Raw genomic sequence first — 21,920 nt, 5'->3', positions numbered from 1 at the left:
TTGATTATAAGCCGTTGACCGAGGTTGATCATTATGCCATCAGGTTCAACGGGATAGTCCCGCTGATCGGAAGCTCGAGTCGATCAAAAACAATATCTCCTTCGTCCACCGGCGTGTCCAGTTTGAGGCCGCGAAAGTCGAATAATTCAGTATCGGCGAGGTGCGAAGGGACGATATTTTGCATCGCAGTAAACACTGACTCTGTGCGTCCAGGGAAACGTTTATCCCAGTCCTGCATCATTTCCTTGATTTTCTGGCGTTGTAGGTTGTCTTGGGAGCCACACAGGTTACATGGAATGATCGGGAACTCCATGCCACGGGCGAATTTGGCAATATCTGATTCGGCGCAATAGGCCAGCGGACGGATAACGACGTGGGCCTTGTCATCGGTAACGAGCTTGGGTGGCATCGCCTTGAGTTTTCCACCGAAGAGCAGATTCAAGAACAGAGTATGTACCATGTCGTCACGATGGTGACCCAGCGCGATTTTGTTTGCGCCCAGTTCCTTGGCCGTGCGGTAGATAATGCCGCGGCGCAGACGGGAACAAAGGGAACAGGTGGTCTTGCCTTCCGGAATCTTTTCCTTGACCACGGAATAGGTGTCCGCTTCGACGATCTGGTATTCGATGCCGATTGACTCGAAATAGCGTGGCAGGATGTCAGCCGGGAAACCTGGTTGTTTTTGATCAAGATTCATGGCGATCAGGCGGAATTTGATCGGGGCACGCTGCTGCAGTGCCATCAACATGGCCAACAGCGTGTAGGAATCCTTGCCGCCGGAGAGGCAGACGAGGACAGTATCGCCATCTTCGATCATGTTGTATTCGATGATCGCTTTGCCGGTTCGGCCTTCGAGATATTTACGAAGCTTTTGCAGGTTGTTCGAGGTGGTCATGGCGCCGGGAATAAGGTGATTTCCAGTAACCTTCCCCGAAAGAGGAGTGCTACGGTCAACCGGAAAAAACGCCAAGTTTACATGGTGTTGTTAAAAATTAGCGTATATTTCGTCTACAAATCAGTGGCTTCTTCCCAAGGCCAGCAGTTTCCCCTGAAGCTCCTTGACCTTGATCGGCTTGGATAGATAGTCATCCATGCCAGCAGCCAGGCAGGCATCGCGATCATCCTGCATGGCGGCGGCGGTCATAGCGACAATGGGCGTGCGGGGCAAATGTTGTTCGGCTTCGCGGCTACGAATGTGCCTGGTTGCGTCTATACCGCCCATGACTGGCATCTGCATGTCCATCAGTATCAAATCGAAGGATTGAATCGCCAGAATGTCGATTGCTTCGCGCCCATTCTGGGCGAGTTTTGCCGTATGCCCCCATTTTTCGAGAAGTCGCAGTGCCAGTTTTTGATTGGTCGGATTGTCTTCAACGAGCAGGATATTCAGGACCGGTTGGGCCTCGCGAAGTGAGTGTCGGGTCAGTAGCGGGTTAATGGCTGGTATCGGATCTGCGGGGCTGCGATCAAATACGTGTTCCAAGGCAGTTTGCAGCTCCTCCGCCGAAATTGGTTTTGAGAAAAATCCGGCAATACCTGCTTCCTGACATCGTTGCGCATCTCCTCGTAAAGCACCTGATGACAGCATCAGCATGGGCGGTAAATCAGGATGCTCGGCGCGCAGGCGAGAGGCTAGTTCGTAGCCATCCATCTCGGGCATTTGCGCATCGAGAAGGATGCAATCACAAGTGAAATCAGTCTCCCTCATCTGCGCCAAGGCATCTGGTCCGGACGAAACATCTCGCGTGACAAGTTTGAGCGATCCCAGCATCCGGCAGAGGATGCGGCGATTGGTAGCGTTGTCGTCGACCACCAGGATGCGGCGCCCGGTGAGGTCCACCTCGCTGCCTTCTGCTGGAGTTGAATGTTCGACGATATTCAATTGGACCGAAAAATGGAAGGTGCTGCCCTTGCCTGCCTGGCTTTGTAGCCATATCTTGCCCCCCATCAGTTCCACCAGGCGACGGCAGATCGATAAGCCCAAGCCTGTGCCACCATATCTGCGGGTGGTTGATGTGTCTTCTTGGGAAAAGGAGTCGAAGATGAGTTCCTGTTTGTCGGTCGCGATCCCGATGCCTGTGTCGCGTACCGAAAAGTGAATGATGGCATGTCCATCCTGCTGCTGCATGACCTCTGTATGAAGTGCAATTTCCCCATCGTTAGTGAATTTGATGGCATTTCCGACCAAATTGATTAGAACCTGGCGGATGCGGCCGGGATCGCCTCGAACATGGCGGGGCACGTCACTGAGTACTTCGCTAAGCAGTTCGATGCCCTTTTCGTGGGCCTTTAGCGCTAATGGCTTTAGCGCGTCGGCAATGAGGCGATGTAGATCGAATGAAATTAGTTCGACGAGCAGCTTGCCGGCTTCGATCTTCGAGAAATCGAGGATATCGTTGATGATGGTAAGCAAGGCATCAGCGGACGACTTGGCAATGCTCAGGTATTCCCGTTGTTCTGCGGTCAACTGGGTTTCCAGCGCTAAATCGGTCATTCCAATGACGCCGTTCATCGGCGTACGGATTTCATGACTCATATTGGCCAGAAAGTCGCTCTTGGCTCGGCTTGCAGCCTCGGCAGATTCCTTGGCGCGAAGGACTTCAATTTCTGCCCGCTTGCGTTCGGTAATATCAATGATGATGCCAAGCAGCCCCGAAATGCTGCCGTCACGCAATGTCAGTACCGCCTTGCGATAAAGTGTGTCGTGGATGGCGCCGTCCCGGGTGTGCACTGCCGCTTCAAAGGACTGGGTACCCTTGGTGGCAAAGAGCTCAGCATCCTTTGCTGCATGGAGCAGAGCCTCCTCGGGTGGGAGAAGATCATGCAGCGTGCGACCGATAATGGAATCACGGCGCACCTGAAAAAACTGTTCAAACGCGCGGTTAAGGCGGATGTAGCGACCGCTCCCATCCTTCAAATACACAGGGATCGGAATGGCCTCAATCAATTCTTCGACCAGATGCAGTTGTTCCGATAGCTGCGCTTCCATGCGCTTTCGGTCAGTGATATCGGTCCGAATGGCAATGTATCTTTCCACGGAACCGCCAGTGTCAAGTAGCGGCACAATGGTGGCGTTAACCCAGTAGAGATCACCGTTCCGCGCCCGATTGCAGATTTCTCCGTGCCAGACCTGACCGAGCGAAATCATGTGCCACATATCGCGAAATAGTTCGGGTGGGTGTGTTCCGGAGTTGACGATGCGGTGATTGCTTCCGATCAGTTCCTGGCGTGAGTAACCGCTGATTTCGCAAAAGCGGTCGTTAGCGTAAAGGATGGTCCCTGCCGTATCCGTAATGCTGACAATCGCATGCTGATCCAGCGCGAATTTTTGATTTTCCAACTCCCGATGGCCGTGCTCGCTTTCAAGGACAATCAAGGCAATTCGCTTGGAAAGCGCCGTAACGTCTTCCTCGGCAAGCGTATCGGCCTGAGCGCTAAGTTCGCGTTCTGGCATCAGGTTGCGAACAGTCGTACGCAGTGACCGGAGTGCATTTTCCCGCCCGGCAAGGGAAAGGCGGAGCTTCTCGTTACTCTCGGAAAGCTCCGAAGAGGATATTTCCAGGCTGCGGGTACGCAATTCCAGATCGCGCTCATATTGCTGATAGCTGGCATCTACACGTGTCAGTAGATCGCCCAGTCCATTTAGCAAACCCTGCAAGGCAGGATCAGCTGTATTCGCCAATTGACTAGCCAATGCCAGAAAGCCCGCCAACTCGGTCTCGCCATCGATACCGATACTGCGTTTGAGCTGGCGCAAGAGCGACTTTTGCATGATTTGCTGCTTAGCCCTCACTCAGGCAAGTAATTGTCATCGTCTGGTTATGCAGCTTGCACGATGCGCCGGGGGTGAACGGGCTGATTTCGCCATACGAATAGAATCCGGTCAGCACCGCATGGTGACCAAGCACATCGCCAACTGCCTCAACCTCCTCGTCCACCCGCTCGCCCATGACCAGCTTGCGGCCAACACAGCTGACCAGTATCGCCAAGCTTTCTCCGGGTGCATGCATCATGCTTGCAGCGGCCTCAGCAGCAGCTTCAGCTCCATTGACCAACTTGTCCGTACTGGCATGCATCAAACGCAAAAAGCCATCGGGAATAATTTCACCGGCCAGCACCAGACTGCCATTCGCCTCATCAATCCCGAGAATAGTCCGGATGATGCCCAGTGCGTTGTGGTCCTCGCCGAGCATGGAAAAAGGAAACAGGAGGCCAGATGCGGGCAAGCTCTTCGCATGCTCACCCAAATAGCGTCGATAGATGTCGAGGGCGGGTTCACCGTCCAGCTCGTAAAGGATATTGCCAGCACAGCGCGTCACCTTTCTGGTTGGACCGAAAGGTTCCCAGCCACCGAAGGAGCCATGCGCGAACTTCAGGCCGGGACTGCACAGGCCAACGGCGACCACCCGATCAGTGCTTACACCATCGCTGTCCAGCGTAAAGGTTTCCTTGAAGGCGCCGCCATCGCCAGCCAGTCCGCCGGTAATCGGAATCACCGCGCCAATTACGCTGCTCATGCCATTGACGAGCGCGCTACCATTGATTTTCACCCCGGGTCCAAACAGTAATACCGCCTTAAGATCCGCAGCAGCGAGCTGCTTTCCAAGGCGCTGTCCAGCTGCAAAGGAGTCGTCCATGCCGGCAAGGCGAGTGCTGCCCTGACACAGACGGGCTTCTTCAAAATTGATGGCGGTGATGGTACAAGTGCCATCATCAACTCCATCTGCAGTAATTTCTCCCGCAGTAGAACAGCCTAACAAAATCGCATTCGGGAAAGCACTACTGAGTGACTCTCTCAAACCAGGCGGCGAAAAATGATCAAGACTGCCGAAGACCAGGATCAGGTCGGCGGAGTCGATGGGGAGTGCGGTCAGCGTGGCGGCCAGATCGGCCGGCTTGCGATTGATTATTTGGTTAACGCGCAAAGTGAGTCTCCTCTTTTGGAGCAGAATGGGAAAATAGCATAGGCAGCCGCGAAATTATTGCCTTTCCATTAAAATTGACATTTTTTGAACTTGAGATGAACAATCTGCCGATTCCCGCCCCTGAAGCACTCGCCCACAGTCAGCGTTTGCACCAAGCACTGGTTGACGAAATTTCAGCCGCCGGGGGCTGGCTCTCGTTTGCTCGTTTTATGGAGCAGCTGCTTTATGCACCAGGGCTTGGCTATTACACCGCAGGGGCGAGGAAATTTGGCGCCGCCGGTGATTTTGTCACTGCACCCGAAATGACCGCCGTGTTTGGCCAGGCGTTGGCGCGCCAGGCAGCTCAGATCATGGCTGCTTCAGTGCCGATAGTGCTGGAGGTCGGCGCCGGTTCCGGACGTTTGGCCGCAGACCTCTTGCTGACCCTGGAAAAAGAAAAGGCTTTGCCTGATCGATATTACATTCTCGATCTTTCAGCGGATTTGCGGCAACGCCAACAACAGACCATTGCAGCGTTCGTCCCGCATTTGCTGGATCGCGTCGAGTGGCTGGATCGCCTGCCGGAAAGCTTTTCCGGTGTCGTGATTGCCAACGAATTGCTCGATGCCATGCCAGCTCATATCGCCGCCTGGCGGGAAGAGGCAATTTTCGAACGAGGTGTTTCTGTTGACGTAGCCGGTAGCTTTACATGGAGTGAGCGTCCGGCAAGTGGTGCACTGCTCGCCGCAGCAGAGGAAATCGGCATGCAATGCAGTTTGCCACCGGGTTTCGAAAGTGAAATCAGCCTCGCAGCGCGAGCCTGGGCTGCAGAATGGGGGCATCGCCTGAACAAGGGTGCCCTGCTACTGATCGACTACGGATTCCCGCGGCGTGAGTTTTATCACCAGCAACGGGGACGTGGAACCTTGATGTGCCATTACAGGCATCACGCTCATCCAGATCCCTTTTACTTGCCGGGCTTGCAGGATGTTACGGTCCACGTCGATTTCACCGCGATTATCGCTGCCGCCCACCCTGCCGGCCTGCAATTGCTGGGGTACGCAAGCCAGGGGCAATTTCTGCTTAACTGCGGCATTCTGGATAGACTGCAAGAAATTCCCCACGACACCCCGGAATACATCAGGGCGGCGAGTGCAGTTGGCAAACTGCTGATGCCGCACGAGATGGGCGAATTGTTCAAGGTAATTGCCATCGGGCGCGGCCTGGACGAAACACTCTGTGGCTTCGCCAACGGCGATCAGAGTCGTCGTTTGTAGTTACTGGCGCTTGGCCAGTTCGCGGAATCGATTGGGTTGGCTCAAAACCAGCAATCCAAATGCGTCGAGCAGTGCCTGGTCGACGTTATGCGGCCGGATGCTATAGATTGCACTGCCCAGCCGTTCCAGGTTTCGTGTTTCCAAGGTGATGGCACCCTGGGCGAAATCGGCCCGCCAGCGCGCGCTGACACTTATTTCGCTGCTGATTTCGAATTCTGCCCGTTCGACGTACTGGCGTTCGTTCTTGAATTCCTTGCAGGTGAAGGGCAATCCGAAGTTGAACAGCATGGCCCGGAAGCGTTCAACCGACGGGCCATCGCGCTCGACATGCAAGGCACTGGAGCCACTCAGGTGATAGGAGAAGCTTACCAGTTCGACCAAGGCCCCGGCACTCTGGGTCTGTGTGCGGTAATCGGCGAAACCTTCCTGCCAGGTGAGTTGGTTCAACTCGAACTGTTCGATCAGCGGGTAATCGCGGGGGACGTCCGGCTTGATGATATTCAGTTGCTGAACAAATTCATGAAGATAGAAAAACAGATGCTTCAACGACTGATCAATGGCTTCGTTGATCGACGTTCGTTCTGCCAGGGCGCTATGAATTTCACGCTGACGTACCTCGGCACGCTGGCGCAATTGGTCCAGCAGACTGCTGCTGATTTTCGGGGGAGCTTCTGCCTTGCTTGGCGGCGTATCCGGCATTACTTCTTGATGTGGGGTATTGATCGTTTTGACCGTAGGCTGGGCGGGGGCGATTTCCGGAAAAACCAAGGCTCTGTCGGTCATTCCTGCGCCGGAATTGGCCAAGTATTCACGACGGGCACGGCGTTCGGCAGACTCGAAGTCAAAAGCATCAATATCTGCAAGCAGGGAAGCTTCCAGCTCAGCAATATCCTTGCCTGTACCAGTCTTGCGCTCGCGTTTGGCACGGATCGCTTCAAGGATGGCAGAAAGTGGGCCTGTTTTTTCAGAATTGCTCATTGATGTGGCAAAAAGGTCGACTACACTGGTCTAATAATGTGTCCGATTAGGAGGGAGCGCAAGGTGGATATACTTTCGGTAGGCAGTTTAACCAGCGCACTGACTCAGGCGACGACCAGTGACGCGGTGAATACCCTAGTGCTCAGAAAGGCGATGGATATCGAGGCGCAGACTGCCCTGCAGTTGTTGCAAGCTGTGCCGCAACTGCCGAGCAATCCCCCAAACCTGGGAAACACCATCGACATCAAGGCTTGAGCTCTTCCAGCCAGTCGCGCAACATGGCCGCTACCAGCGGCCATTCTTTTTCGTGGGTGACGGCATGGCCCATGCCCCGGAAAATATGGGCATGCTGGCTGTAGGTGTTTGCGGTCGTCTGCACCAGGAAAGCCGGTACCAGAACGTCTTCTTCCGCGCCGAGGATCAGCATGGGCGGCTTGTGCATGGAATAAAGGTTGGGCAGGCTGAACATTGACATGTCCCATAGCGCGCGATGCGACTCCTGCTGCATCCGGCTCAGCCAGGCGGCCAACATCGTTTCATCGACTTCGCCGGCGAACAAGGTTTCGCGCAGTGTACCGGTGTCGGTGTATTTGCCATCCATGATCTGATTGATTTCCTGGAACAGCTGGGGCTTGTTGAGCATCAGGTGAAACTGGGAGGCAATCAGACCTTGCGGTGGCACCGAGCAAATCAGGGCGACGGCCGGGGCGTCACGGTGTTCCAGATATTTCTGGATGACGAAGCCGCCCATGGAGTGCCCGAGCAGGATGGGCGGCTCATCCAGCCAGTCAACGATGGTTTTGACGTCATCGACGTAATCGGCGATTGAGTGAGTATTGATTTGCTCGACACCATCGCTGCCGCCGTGGCCGCGAAGTGACAACGCGTAGCAGGGATAGCCCGCCTTGGCCAAAAAAGGCATGAAGGTTTCTGTCCACATCCAGCCGCCGGCAAAGGCACCGTGCACAAAGAGCAGTGCCGGTTTTACTGACTTGCGGGTGGGAAGGCACGAGTAAACTTCGAGGCCTTCGACAATCTGAGTTTTTAGCATGGGGCTCTGCTTAGGGTGAGGCGTGATTTAATGCGACTTTCACCCTGCGGTGCAAGGCAAAATGCTGAAGTGGATGTTGACGCTGGTAATTGCGATTTTCCTGCTGGGCATTGTCGGTCCGCATCTGGCGCGTTTTATTCGATTTGGCAAATTGCCGGGCGACTTTGCTTTTCGCTTTCGCGGTCGAGCCTACTCGTTTCCCGTGGCGAGCACGATCATATTCTCATTGTTGCTGTGGCTGGTCTCCCGCGTCATTAAGCTTTAGCTTGACGGCTCTGACCCTTGCCTGGTGGATACGTTCAGGAATGTGTGCTTTTTCGATGCAGGCGGCAGCGATTTTGCCAGCATCTAGCGAGTTAACGGCGGCAAGCGCCGTCAGCAAACGTTGTGGCGTCTCGTAAGGGCGGTTTTCCCAGCCGAGACGGCCCGTGAAATCGCACAGGCAGGCATCAAGCAGCTGCTGGAAGCGTTCCGGCCGGCGTAGCGCATCGGTTTTTTCGAACAGCGTGACGATGGTGTTCGCCTTGAGATCGGCGGCGCGGTGGATGTTGCCGTGATAGCGAGCCATCAGCAACGCAAGATCGCGACAATCGTTCGGCACACGCAGGCGGGCACACAGTTTTTCAGTCAGTTCGACGCTGCGTTCTTCATGGCCGATGTGGCGCGGCAGGATATCGGCCGGCGTGGTGCCTTTGCCGAGGTCGTGGGTTAACGCGGCGAAACGTACCGGCAGGCTGAAACGACGGAGCGCGGATTGATCGATCACCATCATCGTATGGATGCCGGTATCGACTTCCGGATGGTAATCCGCTCTTTGCGGCACGCCGAACAGGGCGTCCACTTCCGGTAGCAGGCGGGCCAGCGCACCGCAGTCGCGCAAAACTTCCAGCATCCGCGACGGCTTTTCTTCCATCAGACCGGTGGCCAGTTCCTGCCAGACACGTTCCGCCACAAGATGATCGACTTCGCCGCTGCTCACCATCTGGCGCATCAGGGCAAGTGTTTCCGGGGCCACTGAAAAATCATGGAAACGCGCTGCGAAGCGCGCGATGCGCAGGATGCGTACCGGATCTTCGGCAAAAGCCGGGCCGACATGCCTTAGCGTTTTTGCCAATAAATCCTGTTGACCGTGGAAAGGGTCGATCAGCGTCCCGTCGGCTGCCTTGGCCATCGCATTGATAGTCAGGTCACGGCGAGCGAGGTCTTCTTCCAGCGTCACGTCGGGGGCGGCGTGAAAGGTGAAGCCGTGATAGCCGTGCCCGCTCTTGCGCTCGGTACGGGCGAGCGCGTATTCCTCTTGGGTCTTGGGGTGCAGGAAAACCGGGAAATCCTTGCCAACCGGGCGGAAACCCTGTTTCAGCAAGGCCTCCGGGGTGGCGCCGACGACGACGTAGTCGCGGTCGGCATTGAGCCGGCCGAGCAGTTCATCACGGACGGCGCCGCCGACGATGAAGATCTGCACGGTCGGCCGTGCGGCTTTAGCGGCCGGCGCGGAAGCGGAAGCTGTCGAGCTTGCCCTTCGGCGTGTTGAGCGCAATATAGCTCGGTGCAATGGCTTCCAGCGCCGTCGGGCGCCAGTTGGCCGGCTGCTGGCTGCCTGCTTGGGCGACGCTGTCCTTTTCCATCGAGCGCAGGTTGTCCGGCGACAGCATCGGGCTGGGTGCCAGCCACATCAGACCTGCTTGCAGATAGGCCCAACCTTCGGAGAGCGCAATGATTTTGGCGGTGCTGCCGCTCAATGTCTTGGCGTAGTCGACCAGTTCGCGCAGCGTGTAGGTCTTCGGGCCGACCAGTTCGTAGGCCTGGCCATAGGTGCCGACATCGCTCAGGCAGTCGACGAAGGCATCGGCGACATCGGCAGCCCACACCGGCTGGAAGCGGGCATGGCCAAAACCGAGAGGGAAGACGGGGACCTTTTTCAGGATTTTGGCGAACATCGACAGGAAAGAATCGCCCAGACCGAAGATGACCGACGGACGGAATACCGTGACATCCAGAGCACCCTGAGCGGCCAGCACGAGGGCTTCACCATCGCCCTTGGAGCGCAGGTATTCGGAGGGGCCCTTGGGGTCGGCGTTCAGCGCGCTCATGTGCACCAGACGGCGGACACCGGTTGCCTTGCATGCAGCGATGATTTTCTTCGGCAGTTCGACATGGGCATTGGCGAAATCGCGGCTATAAGGCAGCGTGACATCGCGGCTGTGCAGGATGCCGACCAGATTGATCACTGCATCGTGGCCGCGCATCAGTTCGGTCAAGGTCTGTTCGCAACTGATATCGGCCTCCGGCATTTCGATGCCCGGCTGAATGATCAGCGCCTTCGTACGTTCGCGTCGGCGCGTCGGAATGGTGACCTCAATACCGCGCTGCGACAGGCGATTGGCGATATAGGTACCGACGAAACCGCTACCCCCCAGCAGCAAGACCTTTTTGATGTCCATTTGGAACCCCGGAAACTATGTTCGAAAAACTTGAATTTTAAGGCAAATCCGCGTCTTTGGGCGCATCGGAAGTACGAGCGCCGACCACACCGAGACGTGCCTTCAGAGAATCAGCCTTGCCGTTGAAAATCGCCGAATAATAAACCGCATTGCTCATGACCTTTTTAACGTAGTCGCGCGTCTCGCTGAACGGGATCGTTTCTGCGTAAATGGCGCCTTCCAGCGGGCGGTCTGCCCGCCATTTCTTGGCGCGACCAGGGCCGGCGTTGTAGGCAGCAGAGGCCAGTACCGGGTGATTGTCGAGGTTTTCCATGACCAGACGCATGTAGCTGGTGCCGAGCAGCACGTTGGTCTGGGTGTCATGCACCTGACCTTGGCTGAAATCGCGCAGGCCGATTTTCCGGGCGACCCATTTGGCGGTGGCTGGCATCAGTTGCATCAATCCCGAGGCGCCAACGTTGGATTTGGCCGAGGTGATGAAGCGGCTTTCCTGGCGCATCAGGCCGTAAACCCAGGCGTCGTCGAGGGACTGGTTCTGGGCGGCCGGGCGCACCTGCTCGCCGTAGGGCGCAAGAAAGCGCAACGAGTAGTCGTGCTCGTGTTTGGTCTTGTCGGCCGTATTGATGGCGCGGTCCCAGATCTGGTTGCGCTTGGCCAGATTGGCCGCGGCCAGCAACTCGCGGTCATCCATGCCGCGCAGCGACCAGTTCCATTCTTTGACGGCTTCGGTGCGCAGGTCGAGGCGGAAGAAAGCCAGGGCGCGGCGGATGGCCGGGTTGTCCTGGGCGGCCTTTTGTTCTTCAGGCGTCGTCGCCTTGGCCTTGGGTGGTGGCAAGATTTTGCGATCAAGTTCTTCGTCGGCCAGATTGCCGTAGAAGTTGGGCTGGCCGGAAATCTTCTCGAAGAGTGCGTCGGCCTCGGTGGTCCGGCCGCCAGCTTTCAGCGCGCGCCCCAGCCAGTAGGTCCATTCGGGTAGTACTGCCTGGGTCGGCGGCATGGCCTGGATGGTGTCGCGAACAATCCCCCATTCCTGCGAACGCAAGGCGGAACGTACTTTCCACTGAAAGGCTTCGTCCGAGAGCGGGGCCTTGCCGGCGTTGGCGTACCAGCCAACACTTTCCGTCATGTGCTTCTTGGCACCCTGCAGGGCGATCTGGCTCCACGCCCATTGGCGTTCGGAGTCCTGCAATTTGCCTTTGATCTTTTCCAGCTCGTCGGCGGCAATGCGCGGGTCGTTGCTGGCCAGGCGTTGGATGGCGATGGCGGCGAGTTCGCGCCCTGCCCGGCTGCTGCTCCAGTTGGCCGGCTGGCGGACAAGGTAACCCATGGCGCTGCTGATCGCGCTGTCGAGCGAACGGCTGTCGGGAGTCTGGCTAGCCGGCAGGTAATTCAGTGTCGTCTTGGCTGACCCAGGGCGGTTGCCTTCGAGTTGGCGGCGGGCACGGGCCCAAACTTCATCGGTGGTGATGCGCTGATTGGCGACCAAGGTGTCCATGATCGCGCGGCACGGCTCGGGTGGTTCGAGCATGGTCAGCCAGAGCTTTTCGGCCTCGGCGAGTACGGTCTGGTCGTTGCGGGCGAGGCGGGCCTGCTGGCTGTAGCAGGTGACATCCGGTTCAGGCGAGAGCAACTTGGGAAATTCGGCATCCACATCGGTCCACATGGCACGCTTGCCGAGCCAGCGAATCCAGTCGGCACGCAGCTTTTCGGCCACGTAACTACCCTCGTTCCGCTGCAGGAAATCACGCATGTCGGCCGGATCACCCTTGTCGATCCACATGCGCAGCCGGTAGCTCTCGGCATACGGGGTCAGTTCGTGATTGCCAAGCTGGCTGGTGGCCCGTTCCAGTTTGTTGAGGTCGCCGGCCCGGAAGGCATCGCGGGCGGCGAGAAAGGCTGAATCGTTGCTCTGGGCGAAGAGGTTGGTCGACAGGAGGAGACCAACGATGATGATGCGAAACTTCATGCTAGATTATTGCCATGGTTGAACCCGATGAGGATAACACGGCATGGCGCCGCACATTGCGCCGCGAGATGGTGGCGAAGCGGGCGGCGCTGGGCGACGAGGCGCACGCCGGCCTGTCGGCGGGTATTGTCGGACATTTGCTGACCGCCCTGCCTGCGCCTCAGGTGGTCGCTTTTTGCTGGCCAATCAAGCACGAGCCGGATGTGCGGGCGGTGGTGGCGCATTGGGAAGCGCTCGGCGCGCGGGCAGCATTGCCGGTTGTCGTCGCCGAGGCCGCGCCGCTCGCGTTTCGGCTGTGGACGCCGGACACAAAGCTGGCGCCGGATCGTTACGGAATACCGACGCCCATTTCGGGTGATTTCATCCAACCCGACCTGATTTTGCTGCCGCTCAATGGTTTTGATGCTGCCGGCTATCGGCTGGGCTATGGTGGCGGTTATTTCGACCGCACGCTGGCGGCGCTTTCGCCGCGTCCGCTGGCGGTGGGCGTAGGTTTTGAAGTCAATCGGCTGCCCAGCATTCGGCCCGAAAGCCACGATCAGCGGCTGGACTGGATCGTGACCGAGGCCGGGGCGTTCAGGCTGGACGCCTGAGCAGGACGATGGCGTAAGTGTTCAGCAGCCCGGCCAGCATGGCCAGCGCCGCCTGACGAAAATCGTAAAGCCCGGTTTGCGCCGCGAGGCTGAGGGTGTAGCCGTGATGCAGTGCAAGAACCCCGGCACCCAGGCTGAAGGCCAGCCACATGCGACGGCGGTGTTTGGACTGGTCAGGCAGCCCCCACGACTGGAGCGCGAGCACACCGGCCAGCGTTTGGCTCAGGGTTGCGACAAACAGAAAATAAATACTTAAAAGATAGGGGCTCATGCGGCCTGACAGGCGTTGCTGAAGCGTTTCAGTGCTTCTTCCAGCGTGCTGCGCGGGCAGCCGAAATTCAGACGCAGCCAGCCGGGGGCACCGAAATCGGCACCATCGGACAGGCCGAGGCCATGGGCTTCAAAATGGGCGGCGGGGTTGGCCAGCCCCAGTTCGCGGACATCGATCCAGGCCAGATAGGTGGCCTCGACATATTTCATTTTTGCCCCTTTTTCCCGGTTGACCGCAGCAAAGACCAAATCGCGATTGGTGCGCAGGGTTTCGATCAATTCACGATGCCAGTCGCCGCTGTCGCGGTAGGCCGCTTCACCGGCAGCCAGCCCGAGCACATTCACGTGCGGCACGATGCCGTGCATGGCGCGCTCGAAGCGGTGGCGCAGCTTGGCGTCGGAAATCACCGCGAAAGCGCAGCCAAGGCCGGGAATGTTGAAGGTCTTCGACGGCGCCATCAGCGTGATGCAGCGCTTGGCCGCTGCCGGCGACAGGCTGGCGAACGGGATGTGGCGCTTGTCGGCGTCAAGGATTAGGCCGCAATGGATTTCGTCGGAGCAGACGATCAGGTCGTTTTCCTCGGCCAGTGCCGCCAGATCGAGCAGCTCTTCACGGCTCCAGCAACGGCCGACCGGGTTGTGCGGGTGGCAGAGCAGGAAAAGCCGGGTGTCTGCGGTCAACGCCGCTTTCAGGGCATTTTGATCAAAATGCCAGCTATCGTCGGTGCAGGCCAGCTCGGCCCGGTTCAGCTTGCGGCCGGAAAAATGCGGCGCGGATAGAAAAGGCGGATAGATCGGGGTCGCCGTCAAAACCTCGCCGTCGACCGCCCGACAAGCCACGTTCAGGCCGGTGACCAGCCCCGGCAGCCAGACAATCCATTCCGGCTCGATTTGCCAGCTGTATTCCGTTTCAAGGTGAGTAAGTACTGACTCAACCAGCGAAGGCCACGGCCCGCCATAACCAAAGACGCCATGCTCGATGCGCCGGTGCAGCGCCGCCAGCACGGCCGGTGGCGCGGCAAAATCCATGTCCGCCACCCACAGCGGCAGAATGTCGCGACCGGCGTACTTGCTCCATTTGATCGAGTCGGAGCCGCGCCGGTCGATGGGCGTGTCGAAAGTGTTCAAACCCGGTTCAAACCGCCAGATGCTCGAACAGCACCGTCGACAAATAACGCTCGCCGCAGGACGGGATGATGACCACCACCAGCTTGCCGGCGTTTTCCGGGCGATTGGCAATTTCCAGCGCAGCCCAGGTGGCGGCGCCGGAAGAAATGCCGACGAGCAGCCCTTCTTCCGTCGCCATGCGGCGTGCCATGGTTAGCGCATCGCCATTCGTGACGCGGATCACCTCGTCGTAGATGACGGTATTCAGCACGGCCGGGACAAAGCCGGCGCCGATGCCCTGGATTGGGTGCGGGCCTTTCTGGCCGCCGGAAAGCACCGGTGAGGCATCAGGCTCCACCGCGACGATCCGGATTTGCGGATTTTTTGCCTTCAATGCCTCGCCAACGCCAGTCACCGTACCGCCCGTGCCGACGCCGGCGACCACGATGTCGACCTGGCCATCGGTATCACGCCAGATTTCCTCGGCGGTGGTCACGCGGTGAACGGCCGGATTGGCCGGGTTTTCAAACTGCTGCGGAATGAAATAGCGCGCATCGGCCTCGGCCAGCGCTTTCGCCTTGTTGATCGCGCCGGTCATGCCTTCCGGCCCCGGCGTCAGGATCAGCTCGGCCCCGTAGGCCTTGAGCAGCAGCTTGCGCTCGCGGCTCATCGTTTCCGGCATCGTAAAAGCGCATTTGACCCCACGCGCCGCACAGACCATGGCCAGGCCGATGCCGGTGTTACCCGAGGTCGGCTCCAGCACGACGGTATCCGGGCCGATCTTGCCGGCGGCAAGTGCCGCATCGAGCATGGCGACGGCGATCCGGTCCTTGACGCTGCTACCGGGGTTGAAAAATTCCAGCTTGGCGGCAACGGTGGCGTTGCAGCCAGCCGTGACGCGGTTGAGACGAACCAGTGGCGTATTGCCGACCAGCCCGGTGACATCGTTGGCGATTTTCATGGGAAGGCTCCGGATGAAGAACGGTAATTGTAGGCGACTCTGCGCTTGTCGTGGGCTGGGCGGCAATCAGTCGCCGGCTCGCCGAACAGACTACCCCGGCCGAGATCGATGGCCGCAATGCCGGCCAGCGCAAGATCCTGCCCGGTCTCGATGCCGCTGCGCTCGATCACGATGCCGGCGTGATGAGCCGCCTCGATGCGCTGGATCTCCTCTCCGGCCGGCAGTTGTAGGATGTCCGGTTCGAGATCAAGCAAATCCTCGATGGCCAGTCCGGCGCTCGGGTCGCGCAAGGCCAGCCGATACCCGCGCTGGCGATAATTGTGCAGGGCGTCGGGTAGCTGACGGGTATGACCGCACCACGCGGTATCGATTTGCAGCACGATGTCTTCGGGCCCCAGCCCGCAACGCTTCAAAATCGCTTCATAAACCAGCCCGTGCTGGTTCTGAACTGCCAGCAAATGGCGCGGATGCACCGAAAGCTGCAAGTAGCCGCCGGTATGTTGCTGCTGGGCCAAAAAATTCAGCGCATGCAGGGTGCGGCACAAGCGGTCGAAATACACGACCGACTCTGGCGTTTCGCAAAGCGCGTAAGCCTCGGCCGGGCTGACCACCGTGCCATCCTCGCGTCGGGCGTGCAGGATGGCCTGATGGCCGACCACACGCTGATCGCGAAGATCGACAATTGGCTGAAAGAGCGACCCCAGCCGCAGCCCGAGGTGCCACGCCGCCGCGCGCTTGCCATCCTGATAGAGCGAGCTGTCTTCAGTGTGGTCGGCAACGTTGAAATAGCGGATCAGATCGGTGAGCGGCATGCTGGTCTCCTATTTCTTCAGGTAAATCTGGTCAAAGGTGCCGCCATCGGCGAAGTGTGTCTTCTGCGCCTTCTGCCAGCCGCCAAAGGTGTCGTCGATCGTTACCAGTTTGATCTTCGGGAACTGCCCCGCGTATTTCGCCGCTACCTTGGCATCACGCGGCCGGTAATAGTGTTTGGCGGCAATGCTCTGCCCCTCTTCCGAATACAGGTAATCGAGGTAAGCCTGCGCCGTCAGCCGCGTGCCACGCTTCTCGACCACCTTGTCGACGACCGCCACCGGCGGCTCGGCGAGGATGGACAGGCTGGGGGCGACGATCTCGAACTTGTCCTTGCCGATCTCATTGACCGCCAGTTGCGCCTCGTTTTCCCAGGCAATCAGCACATCGCCCAGGCCGCGTTCGACGAAGGTCGTCGTCGACCCGCGCGCGCCGGAATCGAGCACCGGGACGTTCCTGAAAATCGCCGTCACCAGTTCCTTTGCCTTCTGTTCGTTGCCGCCCGGCTGTTTCAGCGCCCAGGCCCAGGCCGCCAGATAATTCCAGCGCGCCCCGCCGGACGTCTTCGGGTTAGGCGTAATCACGCCAATGCCTGGCTTGGCTAGATCGCCCCAATCATGGATGTTCTTCGGATTGCCTTTGCGCACCAGAAAGGCGATGGTCGAGGTGTAAGGCGAGGAATTATTCGGGAAGCGCTTCTGCCAATCAGCAGGAATCAACTTGCGCTCGACCAGCGCGTCGATGTCGTAAGCCAGCGCCAGTGTCACCACATCGGCCTCCAGCCCGTCGCGCACAGCCATCGCCTGCTTGCCAGAACCGGCGTGCGACTGGCGGAAATTGATCACCTGCCCGGTCTTGGCCCGCCAGTGCTTGGCAAAAGCCGCGTTGTAATCCTTGTAAAGCTCGCGCGTCGGGTCATAGGACACGTTGAGCAGCGAAGTCTGGGCGGCGGCACCGCTAATGCCGAGTGCTACGGTCAACCCGAAAAAAAGGGCAAATTTGAACATTTGAAACTCCAGTCATTTGAAATGATTGTGCGATGACTGGAGCCTAGGATTGCTTGGTTATTCTTGGAAAGAATTGATTATCACAAAAATATAACAAAAAAGAATTAGCGACTGTTCGCAACAACCCGGCACTGACCACATTGGCTACCCTGCCGGCACCTAAAGCTTGTCTTTAACAGACATCCGATTTGTAGCCGCCTCAATATTGTTTTTGTAATAATCGTTTAGTTTCATATAGAAAAAATCTTTGCAATTCATGGGTAAACTACACAAAATGTGTACTTGTCTATCAGCAGGTTTTGTAATTACATGCCCCCACGCTTTGTCGATTCAAAACTCCGCATCGTCTCGCCCAGCTTTGACTCTCCGCTGACGGACATCGTCATCGCGCTGGACCATCTCAGGAAATTGAGATTGGCTGGCGACACGCCTGCAGCCGTCTTCCATCAGCTAAAAGACATTTTCCACATGCTGGAAAGCCTGGGCTCGGCGCGGATCGAAGGCAACCACACCACCCTGGCCGATTACATCGAAAGCAAAATCGAGTCGCCCGCCACGCCCAGCGACCAAATTCAGGAGGTCACCAACATCGAGGGCGCGATGGATTACGTCGAAGAAGCAATCCAGGCGAGCGGCCATATCTCCGAAGCCTTCATCCGCGAACTGCACCAACTGACTGTGCGTGGACTGATTCGTGAAGGCGACAGCACGCCTGGGCAATATCGACCCGGCAACGTACAAATTGGCGGCGCCGACCACCTGCCGCCCGAAGCCGCCCTGGTCCCCATGCTGATGCAGGAACTCGCCGATTTCATCAACCGGGATGACCAGCCAAAATACGATCTGCTCAAGATGGCTATCGTGCACCATCGCTTTTGCTGGATACACCCGTTTGGCAACGGAAACGGCCGAACTGTCCGTCTGTTGAGCTACGCCATGCTCATCAAGTACGGCTTCAACGTGCAGGCCGGCGGCCGCGTGCTCAACCCCACGGCTGTATTCTGCAACGACCGCAACGCCTACTACGCCATGCTCTCCGAAGCGGACACCGGCACCGACGAAGGGCTGGAAAAATGGTGTCTCTACGTGCTCGGCGGTATCCGGAACGAGCTTGAGAAGGTCGACCGCCTCACCCAGTACAGCTATCTGCAGGAAAAAATCCTGCGTCCCGCCCTGGCGTACGGCAAATCGCGCCGGCAATTCACTGCGCAGGAAGAAGCGGTGCTCAGCATGGCCATCGCCAAAGGCAGCTTCCGCGCTGCCGACGTTGACGCCGTGCTACCCGACCTGAGCCAGCGGCAACGTACCTACCTGATTACCAAGCTGGTCAATCAGCACATGATCCGTCCCATCGCCGAAGGGAGCCGAACCTACACCGTCAGCTTCACCAACAGCTACCTGCTGCGCAACGTCATCCACGCCCTGGAAATCGAAGGCTTCATTCATCCAGCGCTCAAATCGGCGCAGGGCTGAGGCAAATGGCCGGGCGACCGGTGTATGCCGGCGACGATCAGGATGTCGCGCCAGCCCGTTCCAGATTCAGCGCCAGCAGGCGGCGGAGGATTTCTTCGTCGGGCATGTCGGGGGTGTAGTCGGTCCAGCCGTAGGCGGCGGCGACCGCTTGGTCGAGGGCTTTGTGGGCGAGGTCGAGCCAGGCCGGGCGGGCGTTGTAGAGGTTGGTCAGGTTGCGTTTTTTGAGGTCGGCCTCAAAGCCGGGTTTGGCCACCGGGCGTTTCGGGAAGCCGGCCTTTTCCTCTTCCGGGGTGATCACCCAATCGACCCACTCGGTCGGGTTGAGCCAGTTCTCGCGCAGCTCGTTGAGGCGGCGGGCGGCCGCGGCAATGTTGGCGGCGACGATCTCGCCGGCCATGCACGCGGGCGAGGCCTGAGCGGCGCCGGGGGCGGTGTCGCGCGGCGTCAGGCCGGCCGGGAAGGGGAAGGTTTCGAAGCAGGTGGTCGGGGTGTAGCGCGGATCGTTGCCGACGCCGAGCCAGGTGCAGAGGCTTAGCGACCAGAGTTCGTGGAAGCGGGAATGCAGGATGCCGAAGGTGGTGTCGTCGGAACGGGCGATGACATCGAGTAGGTTCATGGCCAACGTAGGCGTAGATCGCCACGCAAAAATACGGTGCTTTGCAACGACCGGCGTCACAATGAAACGTGGCAGCGGCGCGAGAGCTTTGCGCATTTCAAGGCGAGGGCGCTCGTAAAGCCACCATTGTTCACGGGTTTTGGTGTTTCGGTCTTGGGCGCGAGCGGGCTGCACATTTTCAAGCGCGAACTGAAATGGCGCTTCGTACAGCGCTGCATCGCTGACGGACAGTCCGGTGAAGTCGATAACCCAAGTATCTGAATCGTTGCGAACAACGTCGGTGGCGTTGATCCACGGGTGAAGAACATCGGCGTTGGAGCGCCCGTTTGGGTTACCGGTGGTGGATAACCAAGCGCGCGCGGTTTCACCCGGAATGTCGAACGGGCCGTATTTTTTGATGCCTTCGAAGCAGACGACAGCATTTTCGGGGAGCCGCTTGGCTAGAGTGAGGTTGATGCCCTCGCCCGCCGTCAAATCGGCATGAATAGCTGCGACTTCCGCGCCATCCAGCCGATTGCTACGGTCAACCGGAAAAATCGGCCCAAATCCCAAAAGCGAAACGCGCACGGCGGCGCCGTCGTTGATCCATGCTTCGTCGCTCCAGGCTTCAAAAATGCGCGTGGTGTCGACGATGCGTTCGAGTACCTTGCGGTTGGCGCCGCCGCGGATGGAGTTGGTGGAGACGAGGCCGGCGGCTTGCAGTTTTCCCGCTGCGATCTGGGCGCGGGCTTTCTCGAACCAGTAGGTGACGAGGTCGGCGCCGCCGGGGACGCGGCCGTCGTAGGTTTTGCGCAGGGTTTCGACGTAGTCGTCGCCGAGTTCGCCGCGCATGACCGAGCCGCCGAGGAAGGGCGGGTTGCCGACGATGACGTCGGCGGTGGGCCAGATGGCTTCGGAAACCTCAACCCCTCCCGGCCTCCCCTTTTCAGGGGAGGAGCACGGCGCCCCGGGGCTTGAGGCTTCTGCTTCCCCCCTGTCAAGGGGGGATTGAGGGGGGTTTGGGAAAGTCAGGAGGGCGTCGCGGTGTTCGATGCCGTCGAGCGGCTTCAAAATCGGGTTGATGGCGTGCGGGTAGCCGTTGCGCCGGCACCACTGGATGTCGCCGATCCAGACGGTGACGCGGGCGAGTTCGGCGGCGAATTCGTTGATTTCGAGGCCGAGGATGTTGTGCGGGCCGGTGTGCATGGCGAGTTCGGGCTGCAGGCCGAGTTCCTGGGCGTCGACGTGGGCGCGCTTTTCGATGTCGCGCAGGGCTTTGAGGGCGAGGTACAAGAAGTTGCCCGAGCCGCAGGCGGGGTCGAGAACGCGGAAGGCGTTGAGGCGGTTGAAGAAGCCCTGGAGCAGGGCGTTGCCGTTTTGCAGGGCGTCGTTGGGGCGGTATTCGTTCTTCTTGCGGCCCTTGACCATGCCGAACTTGGGGGCGAGTTCGGCGATCTGGCGCGGGTGGCTTGCCATTCGGCGGCCAGCGGTTCGCGGACCAGCGGGTCGATCAGTTTGGCGATGGTGCCGGTGTCGGTGTAGTGGGCACCGAGCGGGGCGCGGGCGGCGGGGTCGAGGCCGCGTTCGAAGAGGGTGCCGAAGATGGTGGGGTCGATGGCGCGCCAGTCCATGTCGGCGGCGGCGCGGTGCAGGGCGGCGAGGTCGGCGGCGGTGAGGGGCGGGACGTCGATGGCTTTGAAGAGGCCGCCGTTGAACCAGGCGATGTCGTGGTCGCCGTAGTCGCCGCCTTTTTTCTGCATGGCGATGAAGAGTTTTTCGATGCGGCGGGCGGCTTTGTCGGCGTCGCTGCCGGCGTGCTTGAGGAGGTCGGTGAAGATGCCGAGGGGGAGCAGGGTTTCGTCTTCGGCGAACATGCAGAACAGGCACTGGACGAGGAAGTGGGCGACTTTCTGCCCTTCTTCACCACGTGTCCGCATGGCGGCGGCGAGTTGGGCGAACTGGCCGGCGGCGTGGGCGGTGATGGCGGCGGTGGATTTTTCTGGCCGCAGCTTTTTGGGGTCGGTGAACACCCATTTGAGGAGCTGGCGGGCTTCGGGCTCGATCAGTTGTTCGATGCGGATGGTGCGCGGTTCGTCCGGATAGCCGGTGAAGGCGGTGTGGATGATGATGTGTTCGCGGTCGCAGACGACGAGCAGCGGCGGGTTTTCAAGTTGCAGCGCGTAGTCGGTGAGCTGCTTGAGGGCGGCGCCCAGGTCGCGGCCGGGTTTCTTGTTTTCCCAGCCGAAGTGGCCGCGCTTCCAGACGTCGGCCCAGCCGTTGCCGCCGCTGGATTTGCCGGCGCCGCGTTCGAAGCAGTAGTGGTCGGGGTCACGCGGTTTGTCGACGCCGAGCAGGTCGCATAAATCACTGAAATGCTGCTGCGCCCCGGCCCGTTCGGTGGTGGTGTTGTTTTTCCAGTAGGCGATGAAGGCTTCGGGGGTCATGGCGGGCGGTTGGATGGGCGAAAGGCGCAGTGTAGCGATGCCA

Annotated in this window: 18 protein-coding genes and 1 pseudogene; 5 read left to right on the top strand and 14 right to left on the bottom strand. The window is 59.0% G+C overall.

What is annotated here, in order from left to right; translation table 11 throughout:
- Positions 1-31: 31 nt before the first annotated feature.
- The 3 genes from ttcA to IPJ12_09215 all read right to left on the bottom strand — a co-directional run bounded on the left by ttcA (position 32) and on the right by IPJ12_09215 (position 4,874).
- A complete protein-coding gene (gene ttcA, locus IPJ12_09225) occupies positions 32-895 on the bottom strand; it encodes a tRNA 2-thiocytidine(32) synthetase TtcA (protein ID MBK7647323.1) in 864 nt (287 codons plus the stop codon).
- Positions 896-1,015: 120 nt separating this feature from the next.
- Positions 1,016-3,772 (bottom strand): response regulator, encoded by a 2,757-nt coding sequence (locus IPJ12_09220; protein ID MBK7647322.1) that lies wholly within the window; start codon positions 3,770-3,772, stop codon positions 1,016-1,018.
- Between the two features lie 10 nt (positions 3,773-3,782).
- Complete coding sequence (locus IPJ12_09215; protein ID MBK7647321.1) at positions 3,783-4,874, bottom strand: FIST C-terminal domain-containing protein; 1,092 nt, start codon at positions 4,872-4,874, stop codon at positions 3,783-3,785.
- A gap of 146 nt (positions 4,875-5,020) precedes the next feature.
- Between IPJ12_09215 and IPJ12_09210 the strand changes: the two genes are divergently transcribed.
- Complete coding sequence (locus IPJ12_09210) at positions 5,021-6,181, top strand: SAM-dependent methyltransferase (protein ID MBK7647320.1); 1,161 nt, start codon at positions 5,021-5,023, stop codon at positions 6,179-6,181.
- On the opposite strand, the gene IPJ12_09205 is transcribed toward IPJ12_09210, so the two are convergent.
- Positions 6,182-7,159: a hypothetical protein gene (locus IPJ12_09205; protein MBK7647319.1), complete on the bottom strand. Its 978-nt coding sequence runs from the start codon at positions 7,157-7,159 to the stop codon at positions 6,182-6,184.
- A gap of 63 nt (positions 7,160-7,222) precedes the next feature.
- Here IPJ12_09205 and IPJ12_09200 point away from each other — a divergent pair, with 63 nt between their 5' ends.
- Positions 7,223-7,414, top strand: coding sequence for a YjfB family protein (locus tag IPJ12_09200; protein MBK7647318.1), 192 nt, complete (start codon positions 7,223-7,225; stop codon positions 7,412-7,414).
- On the opposite strand, the gene IPJ12_09195 is transcribed toward IPJ12_09200, so the two are convergent.
- A complete protein-coding gene (locus IPJ12_09195; protein MBK7647317.1) occupies positions 7,404-8,210 on the bottom strand; it encodes an alpha/beta hydrolase in 807 nt (268 codons plus the stop codon). The two genes, IPJ12_09200 and IPJ12_09195, sit on opposite strands and share 11 nt — an antisense overlap.
- Before the next feature lie 61 nt (positions 8,211-8,271).
- On the opposite strand from IPJ12_09195, the gene IPJ12_09190 reads away from it, so the two are divergent.
- Positions 8,272-8,475, top strand: a complete 204-nt coding sequence (locus IPJ12_09190) for a DUF2905 domain-containing protein (protein MBK7647316.1) — start codon at positions 8,272-8,274, stop codon at positions 8,473-8,475.
- Here the strand turns inward: IPJ12_09190 and IPJ12_09185 are convergent.
- The 3 genes from IPJ12_09185 to IPJ12_09175 are packed head-to-tail and all read right to left on the bottom strand — an operon-like array spanning position 8,434 to position 12,617.
- Positions 8,434-9,672 (bottom strand): multifunctional CCA addition/repair protein, encoded by a 1,239-nt coding sequence (locus IPJ12_09185; GenBank protein MBK7647315.1) that lies wholly within the window; start codon positions 9,670-9,672, stop codon positions 8,434-8,436. The genes IPJ12_09190 and IPJ12_09185 overlap by 42 nt on opposite strands.
- 16 nt (positions 9,673-9,688) lie before the next feature.
- Positions 9,689-10,651, bottom strand: coding sequence for a complex I NDUFA9 subunit family protein (locus tag IPJ12_09180; GenBank protein ID MBK7647314.1), 963 nt, complete (start codon positions 10,649-10,651; stop codon positions 9,689-9,691).
- A gap of 37 nt (positions 10,652-10,688) precedes the next feature.
- Positions 10,689-12,617: a lytic transglycosylase domain-containing protein gene (locus IPJ12_09175; GenBank protein ID MBK7647313.1), complete on the bottom strand. Its 1,929-nt coding sequence runs from the start codon at positions 12,615-12,617 to the stop codon at positions 10,689-10,691.
- A 14-nt stretch (positions 12,618-12,631) separates the two neighbouring features.
- Here IPJ12_09175 and IPJ12_09170 point away from each other — a divergent pair, with 14 nt between their 5' ends.
- Positions 12,632-13,210, top strand: a complete 579-nt coding sequence (locus IPJ12_09170) for a 5-formyltetrahydrofolate cyclo-ligase (GenBank protein ID MBK7647312.1) — start codon at positions 12,632-12,634, stop codon at positions 13,208-13,210.
- On the opposite strand, the gene IPJ12_09165 is transcribed toward IPJ12_09170, so the two are convergent.
- The 5 genes from IPJ12_09165 to IPJ12_09145 are packed head-to-tail and all read right to left on the bottom strand — an operon-like array spanning position 13,194 to position 17,365.
- Complete coding sequence (locus tag IPJ12_09165) at positions 13,194-13,481, bottom strand: hypothetical protein (GenBank protein ID MBK7647311.1); 288 nt, start codon at positions 13,479-13,481, stop codon at positions 13,194-13,196. The genes IPJ12_09170 and IPJ12_09165 overlap by 17 nt on opposite strands.
- On the bottom strand, positions 13,478-14,608 hold the full coding sequence (locus IPJ12_09160) for a putative C-S lyase (protein ID MBK7647310.1): 1,131 nt from the start codon (positions 14,606-14,608) through the stop codon (positions 13,478-13,480). The genes IPJ12_09165 and IPJ12_09160 overlap by 4 nt, the downstream gene beginning before the upstream one ends.
- A 7-nt stretch (positions 14,609-14,615) precedes the next feature.
- Entirely contained in the window at positions 14,616-15,548 is a 933-nt protein-coding gene (gene cysK, locus IPJ12_09155; GenBank protein MBK7647309.1) for a cysteine synthase A, read from the bottom strand.
- The gene (locus tag IPJ12_09150) at positions 15,545-16,360 is read right to left on the bottom strand and encodes an EAL domain-containing protein (GenBank protein MBK7647308.1); all 816 of its coding nucleotides are present in this window, start codon (positions 16,358-16,360) and stop codon (positions 15,545-15,547) included. The genes cysK and IPJ12_09150 overlap by 4 nt, the downstream gene beginning before the upstream one ends.
- Positions 16,361-16,369: 9 nt before the next feature.
- The gene (locus tag IPJ12_09145; protein MBK7647307.1) at positions 16,370-17,365 is read right to left on the bottom strand and encodes a sulfate ABC transporter substrate-binding protein; all 996 of its coding nucleotides are present in this window, start codon (positions 17,363-17,365) and stop codon (positions 16,370-16,372) included.
- Between the two features lie 309 nt (positions 17,366-17,674).
- Here IPJ12_09145 and IPJ12_09140 point away from each other — a divergent pair, with 309 nt between their 5' ends.
- On the top strand, positions 17,675-18,838 hold the full coding sequence (locus IPJ12_09140; protein ID MBK7647306.1) for a Fic family protein: 1,164 nt from the start codon (positions 17,675-17,677) through the stop codon (positions 18,836-18,838).
- 37 nt (positions 18,839-18,875) lie between these two features.
- Here IPJ12_09140 and IPJ12_09135 read toward each other — a convergent pair.
- Positions 18,876-21,877, bottom strand: a pseudogene (locus tag IPJ12_09135) (class I SAM-dependent DNA methyltransferase).
- Between the last annotated feature and the right edge of the window lie 43 nt (positions 21,878-21,920).

The sequence above is a fragment of the Betaproteobacteria bacterium genome (genome assembly GCA_016709965.1).
GTDB lineage: Bacteria > Pseudomonadota > Gammaproteobacteria > Burkholderiales > Rhodocyclaceae > Azonexus > Azonexus amarohabitans.
Note: the sequence above shows the minus strand (reverse complement) of the source record. Positions and strands in the feature narration are given on the sequence as shown.

Coding starts and splice junctions, on each gene's coding strand:
- ttcA (MBK7647323.1), bottom strand. CDS start 895: ATGACCACCTCGAACAACCTGCAAAAGCTTCGTAAATATCTCGAAGGC.
- IPJ12_09220 (MBK7647322.1), bottom strand. CDS start 3,772: ATGCAAAAGTCGCTCTTGCGCCAGCTCAAACGCAGTATCGGTATCGAT.
- IPJ12_09210 (MBK7647320.1), top strand. CDS start 5,021: ATGAACAATCTGCCGATTCCCGCCCCTGAAGCACTCGCCCACAGTCAG.
- IPJ12_09205 (MBK7647319.1), bottom strand. CDS start 7,159: ATGAGCAATTCTGAAAAAACAGGCCCACTTTCTGCCATCCTTGAAGCG.
- IPJ12_09195 (MBK7647317.1), bottom strand. CDS start 8,210: ATGCTAAAAACTCAGATTGTCGAAGGCCTCGAAGTTTACTCGTGCCTT.
- IPJ12_09190 (MBK7647316.1), top strand. CDS start 8,272: ATGCTGAAGTGGATGTTGACGCTGGTAATTGCGATTTTCCTGCTGGGC.
- IPJ12_09180 (MBK7647314.1), bottom strand. CDS start 10,651: ATGGACATCAAAAAGGTCTTGCTGCTGGGGGGTAGCGGTTTCGTCGGT.
- IPJ12_09175 (MBK7647313.1), bottom strand. CDS start 12,617: ATGAAGTTTCGCATCATCATCGTTGGTCTCCTCCTGTCGACCAACCTC.
- IPJ12_09170 (MBK7647312.1), top strand. CDS start 12,632: ATGGTTGAACCCGATGAGGATAACACGGCATGGCGCCGCACATTGCGC.
- IPJ12_09165 (MBK7647311.1), bottom strand. CDS start 13,481: ATGAGCCCCTATCTTTTAAGTATTTATTTTCTGTTTGTCGCAACCCTG.
- cysK (MBK7647309.1), bottom strand. CDS start 15,548: ATGAAAATCGCCAACGATGTCACCGGGCTGGTCGGCAATACGCCACTG.
- IPJ12_09150 (MBK7647308.1), bottom strand. CDS start 16,360: ATGCCGCTCACCGATCTGATCCGCTATTTCAACGTTGCCGACCACACT.
- IPJ12_09145 (MBK7647307.1), bottom strand. CDS start 17,365: ATGTTCAAATTTGCCCTTTTTTTCGGGTTGACCGTAGCACTCGGCATT.
- IPJ12_09140 (MBK7647306.1), top strand. CDS start 17,675: ATGCCCCCACGCTTTGTCGATTCAAAACTCCGCATCGTCTCGCCCAGC.